The sequence below is a fragment of the Micromonospora tulbaghiae genome (assembly GCF_900091605.1).
In the GTDB taxonomy this organism is placed as follows: domain Bacteria; phylum Actinomycetota; class Actinomycetes; order Mycobacteriales; family Micromonosporaceae; genus Micromonospora; species Micromonospora tulbaghiae.
The window spans coordinates 263,801-277,055 of sequence record NZ_FMCQ01000005.1 but is presented as its reverse complement, the minus strand read 5'-3'; the positions used below and the strand labels follow the sequence as shown (position 1 = coordinate 277,055).

General features: G+C 72.8%; 11 protein-coding genes. 2 read left to right on the top strand and 9 right to left on the bottom strand.

Features of this window, described 5'->3' with window-relative positions; translation table 11 throughout:
- Positions 1-50: 50 nt before the first annotated feature.
- From GA0070562_RS17245 to pdxR, 9 genes are read right to left on the bottom strand one after another with little or no spacing between them, the layout of a single operon-like run.
- Positions 51-2,351 carry an arylsulfatase gene (locus GA0070562_RS17245; RefSeq protein ID WP_091422779.1) on the bottom strand — a complete coding sequence of 767 codons (2,301 nt, stop codon included), beginning with the start codon at positions 2,349-2,351 and terminating at the stop codon, positions 51-53.
- An 8-nt stretch (positions 2,352-2,359) separates the two neighbouring features.
- On the bottom strand, positions 2,360-3,115 hold the full coding sequence (locus GA0070562_RS17240) for an SDR family NAD(P)-dependent oxidoreductase (RefSeq protein ID WP_091422776.1): 756 nt from the start codon (positions 3,113-3,115) through the stop codon (positions 2,360-2,362).
- The gene (locus tag GA0070562_RS17235; protein ID WP_091422773.1) at positions 3,112-3,936 is read right to left on the bottom strand and encodes an ATP-binding cassette domain-containing protein; all 825 of its coding nucleotides are present in this window, start codon (positions 3,934-3,936) and stop codon (positions 3,112-3,114) included. Before GA0070562_RS17235 ends, GA0070562_RS17240 begins: the two co-directional genes overlap by 4 nt.
- Positions 3,933-4,919, bottom strand: coding sequence for an ABC transporter ATP-binding protein (locus GA0070562_RS17230; protein WP_225853334.1), 987 nt, complete (start codon positions 4,917-4,919; stop codon positions 3,933-3,935). Before GA0070562_RS17230 ends, GA0070562_RS17235 begins: the two co-directional genes overlap by 4 nt.
- A gap of 5 nt (positions 4,920-4,924) precedes the next feature.
- Entirely contained in the window at positions 4,925-5,809 is an 885-nt protein-coding gene (locus tag GA0070562_RS17225; RefSeq protein ID WP_013288207.1) for an ABC transporter permease, read from the bottom strand.
- Positions 5,806-6,750: an ABC transporter permease gene (locus GA0070562_RS17220; protein WP_091422766.1), complete on the bottom strand. Its 945-nt coding sequence runs from the start codon at positions 6,748-6,750 to the stop codon at positions 5,806-5,808. Before GA0070562_RS17220 ends, GA0070562_RS17225 begins: the two co-directional genes overlap by 4 nt.
- 22 nt (positions 6,751-6,772) lie before the next feature.
- Positions 6,773-8,215 (bottom strand): aldehyde dehydrogenase family protein, encoded by a 1,443-nt coding sequence (locus GA0070562_RS17215; protein WP_091422763.1) that lies wholly within the window; start codon positions 8,213-8,215, stop codon positions 6,773-6,775.
- Positions 8,212-9,456, bottom strand: a complete 1,245-nt coding sequence (locus GA0070562_RS17210) for a M20 family metallopeptidase (protein WP_091422759.1) — start codon at positions 9,454-9,456, stop codon at positions 8,212-8,214. The genes GA0070562_RS17215 and GA0070562_RS17210 overlap by 4 nt, the downstream gene beginning before the upstream one ends.
- An 11-nt stretch (positions 9,457-9,467) precedes the next feature.
- The gene (gene pdxR / locus GA0070562_RS17205) at positions 9,468-10,994 is read right to left on the bottom strand and encodes a MocR-like pyridoxine biosynthesis transcription factor PdxR (protein ID WP_091422755.1); all 1,527 of its coding nucleotides are present in this window, start codon (positions 10,992-10,994) and stop codon (positions 9,468-9,470) included.
- A gap of 185 nt (positions 10,995-11,179) precedes the next feature.
- On the opposite strand from pdxR, the gene GA0070562_RS17200 reads away from it, so the two are divergent.
- Both GA0070562_RS17200 and GA0070562_RS17195 read left to right on the top strand, forming a co-directional pair.
- On the top strand, positions 11,180-12,268 hold the full coding sequence (locus GA0070562_RS17200) for a 3-isopropylmalate dehydrogenase (RefSeq protein WP_091422750.1): 1,089 nt from the start codon (positions 11,180-11,182) through the stop codon (positions 12,266-12,268).
- A 7-nt stretch (positions 12,269-12,275) separates the two neighbouring features.
- Complete coding sequence (locus GA0070562_RS17195; protein ID WP_091422745.1) at positions 12,276-13,232, top strand: formylglycine-generating enzyme family protein; 957 nt, start codon at positions 12,276-12,278, stop codon at positions 13,230-13,232.
- Positions 13,233-13,255 lie beyond the last annotated feature (23 nt).

Genomic DNA, 13,255 nt, shown 5'->3' with positions numbered 1-13,255 from the left:
GACGGACAAGGAGGTCCGTTCACGCGCCGTCGTCGTACGCGCGGCGCGCGTCAGTCCACGACCTCGAACCCGACGCCGGCCGACGGTCGCGGCGCGACGCCGCCCGCCGGCGCGATCAGCTCGCCCACCTCCTCGGACGCCGCGAGCCGGAACCGCACGTACTCCAGCTCGCCGGAGAACTCGTGCCGGGCCGGGTAGCTCGGCGACACCGGCGAGTGGATGCTGCGCCCGATGTCCATGCCCGCGAAGCCGTGGAAGAACGGCAGCAGACGCGGGAACAGCGCCTCGCCCGCCGCCTCGCCGTCCACGTACAGGCGGCCGGTGCCCTGGCAGTCGGCCGTCTTCGTCAGCTCGAAGGTCAGCTCCACCGGGCCCAGCGGCAGCTCGCCCTCGGACCGCAGCACGTAGTGGGTGCCGAGGTGGTTGTACTCGTACACCAGGTGGTTGTCCTGGATGTGCAGCACGTACCCGCCGCTGACGTTGCCGAGCACCACGATCACGCCGCCCTGGGTGGCGTCGGTGCGGTGCACCCGCGCGGCGATGGCGTGCGAACGGTTCATCGTCGGCGGCACGGCCGCACCGGAGATCGTCGGCACCCCGGCCAGGTACGTGAAGTCCAGCCGGTCCCGTACCGATCCGGGACGCGGCACCCGGGCCCGGATCGCGAATCCCCTGTCGTCCAGCGGCAGCACGTCGTAGCGGGCCGCCTCGATCCAGAACTCCTCGATGAGACGCCGCAACACCTCAGGATGCTCGGCGGCCAGGTCGTGGCTCTCGGTCGGGTCCTCGTCGATCCGGTACAGCTCCCAGCGGTCCTCGTCCCAGGAGGTGCCCCGCTCGTGGAACGCGACAGCCTTCCAGCCCTGGTGGTAGATGCCGCGGTGGCCGAACATCTCGAAGTACTGGCGGTCCCGCGACGGCGGCGCCGCCGGGTCGCGCAGCCCGTCGCGGAAGCTGCGGCCGTGCAGCGGCATCTGCGGTACGCCCCGGCGCACCGCGGGCGGCTGCACCCCGACGAGGTCGAGCACCGTCGCGGTGACGTCGATGCTGTGCTGGAACTGGGTCCGCACCTCCCCGCCCGGTACGTCGCCGGCCGGCCAGCTCAGCACGAACGGCACGCGGACCCCGCCCTCGTGGGTGTGCTGCTTGTAGCGGCGGAACGGGGTGTTGCTGACCTGCGCCCAGCCCAGCGGATAGTTGCTCTGCGCCCGCGGGCCGCCGATCTCGTCGATCCGGTCCAGGCTGTCCTGGAGGTTCTCCGGCACCCGGTTCTGGAAGGCCGTGGGGTTGAGCGTGCCGAGGGGCGTGCCCTCGGGGCTCGCGCCGTTGTCCGACATGACCACGAAGATCGTGTCGTCGAGCCGGCCGATCCGCTCCAGGAAGTCGACCAGGCGCCCGAGCTGGGCGTCGGTGTGGTCGACCATCGCCGCGTACGCCTCCTGCATGCGGGCGAACAGGCGCCGCTGCTCCGGCGGCACGTCGTCCCACGGCACGACGCCGGGGTTGTGCGGTGGCAGCGGCGCGTCCGGCGGGATGATGCCGAGTCCGATCTGCCGCCGGTGCCGGTCCGCGCGGATGACGTCCCAGCCCCGGTCGTAGCGGCCCCGGTACTTCGCCAGGTACTCCGGCGGGGCCTGGTGCGGCGCGTGCGCGGCGGCGTACGCCAGGTAGAGGAAGAACGGCTTCTCCGGCGTGAACGACGTCTGGTCCCGGACGAACCCGATGGCCCGGTCGGTCAGGTCCTCGGTGAGGTGGTAGCCCTCCTCCGGGGTGGCCGGCGGGTCCACCTGGTGGTTGTCGTACACCAGCTCCGGATAGAAGTTGTCGGTCTCGGCCTCCAGGAAGCCGTAGTACCGCTCGAAGCCGCGGCCCAGCGGCCACTGGTCGTATGGGCCGGACGGCGTGGTGTGCTCCAGCGGCGCGACGTGCCACTTGCCGACGGCCATGGTGTTGAACCCGGCGTCGACGAGCATCTCCGCGACTGTGGCGGCGGCGTGGGTGATCCGCCCCCGCCCGCTCGGGAAGCCGCTGTCGAAGTTGGACAGCATGCGCATGCCGACGCTGTGGTGGTTGCGGCCGGTGAGCACGCTGGCCCGGGTCGGCGAGCACAGCGGCGAGGTGTGGAAATTGGTGTACCGCAGCCCGGAGGCGGCCAGCCGGTCGATCGTCGGGGTGTCGATCTCGGCGCCGAAGCAGCCGAAGTCGGCGAACCCGACGTCGTCCAGCAGCACGTACACCACGTTCGGCGTACCCGCGGCGGCCGACGGCGGCGTGCTCCAGTGCTCCGTCGACTCGTCGTAGGTGCGTCCGATGATCCCCTCGTACGGGGGGTCCGCCAGAGGGCCGGTCACGCTGCGCCTCAGCCGGCCGTGGTGCCGCCGTCGAGGACGAGCGTGTGGCCCGTCACCATCCGCGCCTCGTCGCTGGCGAGGAACACCACCGCGTCGGCGGAGTCGCGCGGCGTGGCCATGCGGCCCAGCGGGATCGACGCCCGGAAGTTCTCCCGCGCGCTGTCCGGCACGTCCCCCATTCCGCCCAGGAACGCCGAGAGCATCGGCGTCTCGGTCGCCGCCGGGGCGATCGCGTTGACCCGGATGCCGTGCGGCGCGAGTTCCAGCGCCAGCGCCTTCATCAGGCCGATGACGCCGTGCTTGGCGGCGGTGTACGGCGCGTACCTGGGGCGGGCGATGACGGCCTGCAGCGACGCGGTGAACACGATCGCGCCGCCACCGGCCTCGATCAGCGCGGGCGCGGCGGCCTGCGCGGTCCAGAACGCACCCTTGAGGTTGACGTCGACCACGCGGTCCAGCGTCGCCTGGTCCACCTCGTCGAGCGGGCCGGTGAACGGCGTACCGGCGTTGGCGTGCATGAGGTCGAGCCGGCCGAACCGCTCGACGGCGGTCTCCACGGCGGCGCGGCAGTCGGCGGCCCGGGTGACGTCGCAGGCCACGCCGACGACGGCGGACCCGAACCCGGCGGCCGCCTCGGCGGCGCGGTCGCCGTCGAGGTCGGCGATGACGACACGTGCGCCCTCCTCGACGAGCCGGCCGACGGTGGCCAGTCCGATGCCGCTGGCGCCTCCGGTGACGACGGCGACGCGGTCAACCAACCTCATGTGCTGCTCCTGTTGAATCGGTCCAGGAGGTCGCCGCTCAGGGTGGGCACCGCGGACAGCAGCCTCTGGGTGTAGGGGTGCCGGGGGTCGGCGTAGATCGATTCGGTGTCACCCGTCTCGACGATCCGTCCCTGGTTCATCACCGCGATCCGGTCGCACAGGTACCGGACGACGGACAGGTCGTGGGAGACCAGGATGAGGGTCAGCTTGAACTGCTCGGCCAGGTCGGTGAGCAGGTTGAGGATCTGCGCGCGCACCGAGACGTCGAGCGCGCTGACCGGCTCGTCGCCCACGATGACCTTCGGCCCGGCCGCGAGGGCGCGGGCGATCGCGATGCGCTGCCGCTGGCCGCCGGAGAACTGGTGCGGGTAACGGGTCACCGCCTCCTCGGGCAGGCCCACCGAGTGCATCAGCTCGGCCACGCGGGCCCGGTGGTCGCCGGGCAGGCGCAGCGCGCGCATCGGCTCCGCGATGATGTCCGCGACGCGCATGCGCGGGTTCAGCGACGACATCGGGTCCTGGAGCACCATCTGCACGTCGCGGCGCAGGAATCCGAGCCGCCGCTCCGGTACGCCGCTGATCCGCTGCCCCTGGTAGAACGCGGTGCCGGACGTCGGCTGGTCGAGGGCCATGAGGATGCGCGACAGCGTGGACTTGCCGGAGCCGCTCTCCCCCACGATGCCGAACGCCTCGCCCTCGTGGACCTGCACGCTCACGCCGTCGAGCGCGCGGATCGGCTGGCCCGGCGTGCGCAGCGACCGCCGCGGGGAGCGGTACTCGCGCACCACGTCGACGGCTTCCAGCAACGGGGTGGTGGTCATGCGCTGGCCTTCCCGCTTCCTAGGGGCTGGTCGCTCTCGATCGGGTGGTGGCAGGCCGCCCGCTGGGTGCTGCCGGGCGGCGCCGTCAGCAGCGGCACCGTGCCGCAGACGTCGTCGGCGCGCGGGCAGCGGTTGCGGTACACGCAGCCGGTGGGGAACGACCCGAGCGACGGGACGCGGCCCGGGATGGTCGACAGCCGGCCGCTTCCGTCGGTGCTCTCCAGCACCGTGGACGCCCGCAGGCCCGCCGTGTACGGGTGCCGGGGCGAGTCGAACACCGTCGCCACGTCGCCGTGCTCGACGATCGAGCCGCCGTACATGACGAGCAGTTCCTCGCAGATGCTGGCGACGACCGGCAGGTCGTGCGTGATGAGCAGCAGCGACGCGCCCTCCTCGCGCACCAGCGTGTCCATCAGCCGCAGCATCTCCGCCTGCACCGTGACGTCCAGCGCCGTGGTGGGCTCGTCCGCGACCAGCACGGCCGGGTCGCACGCCAGCGCGATGGCCAGCACGACGCGCTGCCGCTGGCCGCCGGAGAGCTGGTGCGGGTACTTGCGCGCGGTCCGGTCGGGCTCGGGCAGCTGGACCCGTTCGAGCAGTTCGACGGCGCGGGCGGAGGCCGCCGCGCGGTTCATCCCCTTGTGCAGCCGCAGCGACTCGGCGACCTGGTTGCCGACCCGCATCAGCGGGTTGAGCGCCGTCATCGGCTCCTGGAACACCATGGCGATGTCGTTGCCGCGGACCGCGCACATCTGCTTGTCGGACAGGTCGAGCAGGTTCCGGCCGTTTAGCAGCACCCGCCCGGACGCCGTCACGCCGTGGGGCAGCAGGCCCATCAGGGCGAGCGCGGTCAGGGACTTGCCGCACCCGGACTCGCCGATCAGTCCCATCCGCCGGCCCCGCCCGATCTCGAACGAGACGCCCTTGACGGCCTGGATGTCGTGGACCTTGACGACGAGGTCCTCCACCACGAGCCCGCTCACGCCGGTCACCGTCCTCTCAGCCGCGGGTCGAGGGCGTCGCGCAGCCCGTCGCCCATGAGGTTGAAGCCGAGCACCGACAGGGCGATGGCCAGACCGGGCCAGACGGCGAGCATCGGCTGCACGACGAAGTAGTTCTGGGCCTCCTGGAGCATCCGGCCCCAGGTGGGGGTCGGTGGCGGGGTGCCGTACCCGAGGTAGGACAGCGCCGCCTCGGCGAGCACCGCGTGCGCGAACGACACCGACGCCTGCACGATGAGCAGGGCGGCGATGTTGGGCAGCACGTACCGGACCATGAGCACCACGCCCCGGCGGCCGTAGCTGCGCGCGGCGAGCACGAAGTCGCTCTGCAGCACCTGCATCGCGCCGGCCCGGGTGAGGCGGCCGAACACCGGGACGTTGGCGACGCCGATCGCGATCATGCCGGTGAGCGTGGAGGCGCCGAAGCCGGCCGCCAGGATGATCGCCAGCAGGATGGCCGGGAAGGCGAACACGATGTCGAGCGCCCGCATCACCGGCTCGCTGAGCCAGCGGTGCCCGGTGGCGGCGAGCAGACCCAGCGGTACGCCGACAGCGGCGGCGATCGCGACGGCGACCACACCGACGAACAGTGTGGTCCGCGCGCCGACGAGGAGCTGGCTGACGATGTCCCGGCCGAAGTGGTCGGTGCCGAGCCAGTGGTCCCCGCCCGGGGAGAGCAGCGTCTGCGACGGGTCGACCCGGGTGGGGTCGTACGGCGTCCAGAGGAACGACACCAGCGCGGTGAGGACGACCAGGCCCACCAGGCCGGCGCCGATCACCAGCGTCAGGTTCCAGCGGCGGCGCGGCTTGACGGGGCCGGCCGCGACGACGTCGGCGGTGGCGTCCGGTGGGGCGTCGGCGACTGATGTCATGCCTTGCTCCTCAGCCTGGGGTCGACCGCGTGGTACACCACGTCGACGACGAAGTTGATCAGAAGCACCGCGGCCGTCAGCACCATCACGGTGCCCTGCACCTTCAGCAGGTCGCGGTTGCCCACGTCCTGCAGCAGCATCCGGCCGAGACCGGGCAGGCCGAAGACGTTCTCGATCACGACGGTGCCGATGAGCAGCGTCGCGAGTTGCAGACCGAGGACGGTGATGACCGGGATGGCCGCGTTGCGCAGCGCGTGCCGGGTCAGCGCCTGCGAGCGGCTGAGTCCCTTGGCCCGCGCGGTCTGGATGAAGTCCTCCTGCATGACCTCGACCACCGCGGACCGGACGTAGCGCATCAGGATCGCGCCCTGGGCCACGCCGAGGACCAGCGCCGGCATCAGCAGGGCCTGCACGGCCCCGCCGAAGTCGTCCCACCCGGTGAACCCGCCGGCGGGCAGCCACTGCAGCTTCACCGCGAACACGGTGATGAGCAGGATGCCGAGCCAGAACGACGGAACGGCGATGCCGACCTGGCTCAGCGCGGACAGCGCCGTCCCGACCGGGGTACGGCTCTTCACGGCGGCGAGGATGCCCAGCGGCACGGCGATGAGCAGCGCCAGCGTCATCCCGGCCAGGATGAGCGGCACCGTGACGCCGAGCTTGTCGGCGATCTCCGAGCCGACCGACACCCCGCTGAGCGGCGAGATGCCGAAGTCACCGCGGATCAGGCCACCGGCCCAGTCGAGGTACCGCTCGGTGAACGGCCGGTTCGTCCCGAACTGCTCCCGCAGCGCCTCCAGCGCCTCCGGGGTGGCGTTCACCCCGAGCATCGCCTGCGCCTGGTCGCCCGGCAGCAGCGCCAGCATCGTGAAGACGAGGATGGACGCGGCGAACAGCGATACCGCGAGGATGGCCAGCCGCCGGACGAAGTAGATCACCATGCGTGTGTGCTCCCACTCCGAGTCATGGCCTGATCATCACCATCTTGGTCACGGTCAGCTCCTCCATGGCGAAGCGCGGTCCCTCCCGCCCGATGCCGGAGTCCTTGACGCCGCCGTACGGCATGTTGTCGGCGCGGAAGCCGGGCACCTCGTTGACCAGCACACCACCGACGTCGAGGCGGCGCACGACGTCGAGGGCGACAGCCAGGTCACGGGTGAAGACGGCGGCCTGGAGCCCGTAGCGGGACCGGTTGACCAGCTCGACCGCCGCGTCCATGTCCGGCACCGACCGGACGCAGACCACCGGCCCGAAGATCTCCTCCGCCCAGCACTCGGCGTCCTCGGGGACGTCGACGAGCACTGTCGGTTGCAGCACCCGGCCCTGCGCCGTACCGCCGGCCAGGCAGCGGGCCCCGGCGGCGACCGCGCGGTCCACCCACGAGTGCACCCGCTCGGTGGACGCCTCGTCCACCAGGGCGGACACGCGGGTGTCGGCGGACCGGGGGTCGCCGGTGGTGACTGCGGCCAGCAGCGGCCGGAGGCGTTCCAGCAGCGCCTCGCGGACCGGCTCCTCGACGATCACCCGCTGCACGCTGATGCACGCCTGGCCGGAGGCGTAGAACCCGCCGCGTACTACTGCTTCGGCGGCCCGGTCGAGGTCGGCGTCGCGGCCGACGACGAGCGCCGCGTTGGACCCGAGTTCCAGCAGCACCTTGCGCGGGGCCGCGGCACGGGCGATCTGGTGGCCGACGTGCGCCGATCCGGTGAAGGACACGGCGGCGACGTCGGGGTGCGTGGTCAGGAGCTTGCCGACCTCGACGCCACCGGTGACGAGCTGGACCCCGGCGGCCGGGCAGCCCGCCCGGCGGAACAGGTCGACCAGCACCAGCGTGGCCAGCGGCGTGTTCGGCGCCGGCTTGACGATCACCGGGCAGCCCGCCGCGACCGACGGCGCGACCTTGTGCGCGGCCAGCAGCAGCGGATAGTTGAACCCGGTGATGCCGACGACGACGCCGACCGGGCGACGTACCCAGAAACCGAGCATGCCCTCGCCGGCCGGCTGCATGTCCAGCGCCACCGTCTCACCGGTCAGGTGCCCGACCTCCTCGGCGGCCGTCTCCAGCGTGACGAGCGTGCGGGCGACCTCGACCCGGCAGTCGACGAGCGGCTTGCCGGTCTCCAGGACCAGCAGCTCGGCCAGCGAGTCGGCGCGGGCGCGCACCTCGGCGGCGACTGCCGTCAGGATCGCGCGCCGCCGGTGGCCGGGCAGGCCGGCCATCTCCGCGGCGACCTCCCGCGCGGCGTCGACAGCCGCCTCGGCGTCGGCGGTGGCGCCCCAGGGCGCCTGGGTCACGGTGCTGCCGTCGTACGGGAAGCGCACCGGCGCGGTCTGCGCGGTGGTGGCCCAGCCGGCGCCGATCGGCAGTCCGGCGGGCAGCGCGGCCAGCAGTTCCTGAGCGGTCACGACGCCGCACCCGCCCGCGCGCCGGTGGCGCCGGTCAGGAAGGCCAGCGCCGCCTCGGCGTAGACCTTCGTCTTGCGGACGATGTCGTCGACCTCGACGTACTCGTCGGGCTGGTGGGCGATCCACTTCGGGCCGGGGCCGTACACCACGTTCGGGATGCCGCTGTCACGCCACAGGATCGTGCCGTCGGTCGCGCCGGGTACGCCGCCGAAGACGGGCTCGGCGCCGGTGACCGCGCGGTGCGCCTCGGCCACGGCGAGCGAGACGGGGTGGTCCTCGGGGGTGACCGCGCACGGCCGGTCGTCGACGACCTCGACGGCGAATGTGACGCCGTGCCGGGTGCCGATGGCGTCGGCGTCGGAGCGGACGCGTGCGGCGAGGGCGGCGTGGTCGACACCGGGCACGGTCCGGCAGTCCACGCCGAGCACGGCGCGGCCGGGGATGACGTTGAGCTGGTCGGCGGAGCCGGCGTCCAGGACCGTGGGGGTCAGGTACGTCGGGCCGAGGTGCACGTGCTCGCCCGGGTCGGCCTGCAGCTCCTTCTGGAACCGGCCCAGCGCGGCGACCAGCTCGGCCACGGCGGGGACGGGGTTGCGGCCGTGCTGCGGCATCGCGCCGTGCGCCATCTTGCCGGTGCAGGTGACCAGCAGGCGGACGGCGCCCTTGGCGACCGCGCAGATCTCCTCCGCCTCGGGCTCGCAGACGATCGCGGCGTCCACCTCGCGGGCCAGCGCTGTCGTGGTGAAGTGCTTCGCGCCGAGCATCTGGCCCTCCTCGTCCACCAGAGCCGCCACCACGATCCGGCCCGGGAACGGCCCGGCCAGCTCGACGGCCCGGGTCGCGTGGATCATCGCGGCGACACCGGCCTTCATGTCGGCGGAGCCGCGACCGTACAGCCGCCCGTCGACGATGTCGCCGCCGAACGGGTCGACCGTCCACTCCTCGGGAGAACCCTCGGTGACGACGTCGGTGTGCCCCTCGAACATCAGCGTCGGGCCGGGCAGGCCACCGTCCACCACCGCTACGACGTTGGGGCGCCCGGGGACGACCTCGGTGACCTCCGGCTGCCAGCCGAATCCCCGCATGACCTGCGCGACGAGTTCCGCCACGGGCTGCTCGCTACGCCCTCGGCCCGCGTCCCAGGTCGAGGGGATGCGAACCAGGTCCTGGGTGAGCGACACGACGGCTTGCTCGTCCACGAGATGGCCGGCGCGGAGGGAGGCGTGGGTGTCCGACGTCATGGCGTCGGAGGTTACGAACTCCGCCCCCGGAGGGGAACGTCCAGTTTCCGGGTCGGCGGGGGTACCAGTCGCGGCCGGACCTGGTCTTCTACGGCCGCGGCGACCCGCCGCACCCCCTCGTCGATGCGGTCCAGCGGCATCACCTGGTACCCCAGGCGCAGGTGGTGACGCGGGGCGGGCCGGGTCGCCCAGTACGGCGCGCCCGGGTCCAGCAGGACACCCTGCCGGCGCAGCTCACGGGCCAGTTCCCCGGCGTCCAGCCCCGGCGGGCCGGTGATCCACCGGGCCAGCCCGCCGCGCGGCACCGGCTGCGGTCCCCAACGCACGTGCCGCTCGACCGCCCGCACCATCTCCTCGTACAGCCCCTGGTAGTGGGCGCGGACGCGGCGCACGTGGCGGGCCAGGTCCCGGCTGGCGACCATCTGCGCGAGGGCGCGCTGCATCGGGCCGGGCGGGTGGCGCAGCACGTAGCGGGAGCGGGCCCGCATGGCGTCCACGAGCGCCGGGGACGCCACCACGTAGCCGAGCCGCAGCCCCGGCGCCAGCAGCTTGCTGAAGCTGCCGAGGTAGACGACGCGGTCCTCGTCGTCGAGCGCCCGCACCGCCACCGCGGGCATCCCCCGGAACGTCATCTCCGGGTCGTAGTCGTCCTCGATCACGACCGCGTCCGCCGCGCCGGCCCGGCGCAGCAGCTCCTCACGGCGGGACGCCGACATGGTCGCGCCGGTCGGGTACTGGTGGCTCGGCGTCACGTACACGAGCTGGGCACCGTGCAGGTCCGCCGGCAGGTCCTCGACGACCAGTCCGTCCTCGTCGACCCGGCCGGGCACCACGTCGGCGCCGGCCATCTGCATGATCGTCCGCGCGTCGGGGTAGCCGGGGTCCTCGACGAGCACCACGCTGCCCGGCCGGACGAGGACGCTCGCCAGCAGGTGCAGCGCGTGCGTCGAGCCCAGCGTGATCATCACCTGGTCCGGGTGGGCGGAGATGCCGCGCGCCGGCAGCACGTGCTCGCAGAGCTGACGCACCAGCTCCGGGTCGTCGGCCTGGCCGGCGTCCCCGATGACCCGGGACAGCCCGTCCTGCCGCAGCGCCTCACGCTGCGCCCGTTCCCACGCGCCGATCGGGAACATGGAGGGGTCGGGCTGGCCGACCACGAAGGGGAACGGCGCCCGCGCCCAGGCCGGATCCCGGTGCACCGGCGTGGGCGGCGGTTCCGGCAGCCGCGCCGCCCAGTCGATCGGCTGCATCGGGGAGCGGGCGGTCCGCCGCGCGGCCCGCATCCGCACCACCGCGTCGGAGGAGACGTAGAGGCCGCGCCGCGGCACGGTCACGATCAGGCCCTGCTCCATGAGCCGGTCGTACGCGGTCAGCACCGTGTTCCGGGAGACGCCGAGCGCCTCGGCCAGGCGGCGCGTGCTCGGCAGCGGGCCGTCGTCGTACTGCCCGGCGAGGATGGCGTCCTCGAGCCCGGTGATGATCTGCTCGTAGAGCGGAACCGCGCTCTGCGGGTTGACCGGCAGCAGGAAATCCGCCACCTCGACCTCCCACTCCCGCGGGGGTCTCGCCTCGTCCCGTCGTCGTACGCCCTGCACACGCCCTATGCGTCCCGCTGGTACTAGCCTAGCCGGAGACCTGGACCTGTTGCGGAGGGCCCGTTCCCGCCACGCTTGGCCGGGCGATGGCAGGTGACGGTCTCCTGCACGCGGACAGGGGTGGACTCATGAGCGCCCAGCGAATCGCGCTGGTGCCCGGCGACGGCATCGGACCGGAGGTCACCGCGCAGGCGGTCAAGGCGTGCGACGCCGCCGCCCGACGGTTCGGGATCGACCTGGTCTGGGAAGACTACGAACTCGGCGCGGACTACTGGCGGATCACCGGCCAGGTCGTGCCGCCGGACGTGGAACAGGAACTGGCCAAGGCGGACGCCATTCTCTTCGGCGCCGTCGGCGACCCGTCGGTGCCGCCCGGCGTGCTCGAACGCGGCCTGGTGATCCACCTGCGGACCGCGTTCGACCAGTACGTGAACCTGCGGCCGGTCAAGCTGCTGCCCGGCGTGCCCACGCCCATCGGCGGGCTCCGCCCGGAGCAGTGCGACCTGGTGATCCTGCGGGAGAACACCGAGGGCGCCTACGTCGGCGCCGGCGGCTTCGTCCACCGGGGCGGGCCGGACGAGATCGCCACCCAGGAGTCGGTGAACACCCGCAAGGGCGTCGAACGCCTCATCCGGCACGGTTTCCGGCTGGCCCTGGGTCGCCGCAAGCACGTGACGCTGGTGCACAAGGCGAACATCCTCACGTACGCCGGCGACCTGTGGCAGCGGACCTTCGAGGAGGTCGCGGCGGAGTATCCGGACATCGAGGTGGACTACGTGCACGTCGACGCGATGTGCCTCTACCTGGTGACGCAGCCGGAGCGGTTCGACGTGGTGGTCACCGACAACCTGTTCGGCGACATCATCACCGACCTGGGGGCGGCGGTGCAGGGCGGTCTCGGCCTGGCCGCGAGCGGCAACCTCAACCCGACGGGGTCGGCGCCGAGCATGTTCGAGCCGGTGCACGGCTCCGCGCCGGACATCGCCGGCCGCGGCTGGGCCAATCCCGCGGGCTCGATCCTCAGCGCCGCCCTCATGCTGGAGCACCTGGGCCACCCCGAGGCGGCCCGCTGTCTGGAGGACGGCGTGAAGGCGGTGCTGCCGCGCCTGGGCGCCATGCGCGGGCCGGAGATGGGCATGTCGACCGAGGACTTCGGCGACGCCGTCGCCGCCGTCATCGGCGAGGGCGCGTACCAGGCGGACGTTCTGCCGGCGTAACGCGGGCGTGAGCACCGAATCGGATCCGGACGGCGGCGGGGGCGGCACCCCGCCGTCGCCGTGTTGCGCGCCGAAGCGCCCGCCCGCCGCCGGCACCGGCGCCGCGGCGGGCGCGAGCGCCGTCCGCTCCGCACACGGGGGTACGGACGACCTGATCGCGTTGCCCGGCGGCATCTTCCTCATGGGCACCGACGACCCGGAGGGCTTCCCGGAGGACCTGGAGGGACCGGTCCGCCCGGTGACCGTGGGCCCGTTCGAGATCGCCGCGACACCGGTGACGAACCGGCAGTTCGCCCGCTTCGTCGACGCCACCGGCTACCGCACGGACGCGGAACGGTACGGCTGGTCGTTCGTTTTCCACCTGCTTCTGACGCCGTCCGCGCGCCCGTACGTGCTGGACGCCTCCGTCCCGCAGGCGCCGTGGTGGCTGGCCGTCGAGGGGGCGCACTGGGCCGCCCCGGACGGGCCCGGGTCGGGCGTACGGGGACGCGAGCGGCATCCGGTCGTCCACGTCTCGCACCGGGACGCCGAGGCGTACTGCCGGTGGTCCGGTACCCGGCTGGCCACCGAGGCCGAGTGGGAGTACGCGGCACGCGGCGGGCTGTCCCAGGCCCGCTACGCCTGGGGCGACGAGCTGACCCCGGGCGGGCGGCACCAGTGCAACATCTGGCAGGGCGCCTTCCCCGCTGTCAACACCGCGGACGACGGGTTCGCAGGCACCTCTCCGGTGACCGCGTTTCCGCCGAACGGCTACGGCCTGTACGACGTCGCGGGCAACGTTTGGGAACTCACGGCCGAACCCTGGCGCGACCATCGAGGCCGCATCTCACCAGGTGAGAGCGTCATCAGGGGTGGCTCGTACCTCTGCCACGACTCCTACTGCAACCGATACCGCGTGGCAGCACGGAGTCGGACCACCGTTGACTCCTCAAGTGGCAACACCGGGTTCCGGGTGGCCCGGTAGCCGGAGGCTGATTGGTACCTGCC

Excerpts from the sequence above, each read along its gene's own strand:
- GA0070562_RS17210 (WP_091422759.1), bottom strand. The coding sequence starts at position 9,456 with ATGACGTCGGACACCCACGCCTCCCTCCGCGCCGGCCATCTCGTGGAC.
- GA0070562_RS17200 (WP_091422750.1), top strand. The coding sequence starts at position 11,180 with ATGAGCGCCCAGCGAATCGCGCTGGTGCCCGGCGACGGCATCGGACCG.
- GA0070562_RS17225 (WP_013288207.1), bottom strand. The coding sequence starts at position 5,809 with ATGACATCAGTCGCCGACGCCCCACCGGACGCCACCGCCGACGTCGTC.
- GA0070562_RS17240 (WP_091422776.1), bottom strand. The coding sequence starts at position 3,115 with ATGAGGTTGGTTGACCGCGTCGCCGTCGTCACCGGAGGCGCCAGCGGC.
- GA0070562_RS17220 (WP_091422766.1), bottom strand. The coding sequence starts at position 6,750 with ATGGTGATCTACTTCGTCCGGCGGCTGGCCATCCTCGCGGTATCGCTG.
- GA0070562_RS17235 (WP_091422773.1), bottom strand. The coding sequence starts at position 3,936 with ATGACCACCACCCCGTTGCTGGAAGCCGTCGACGTGGTGCGCGAGTAC.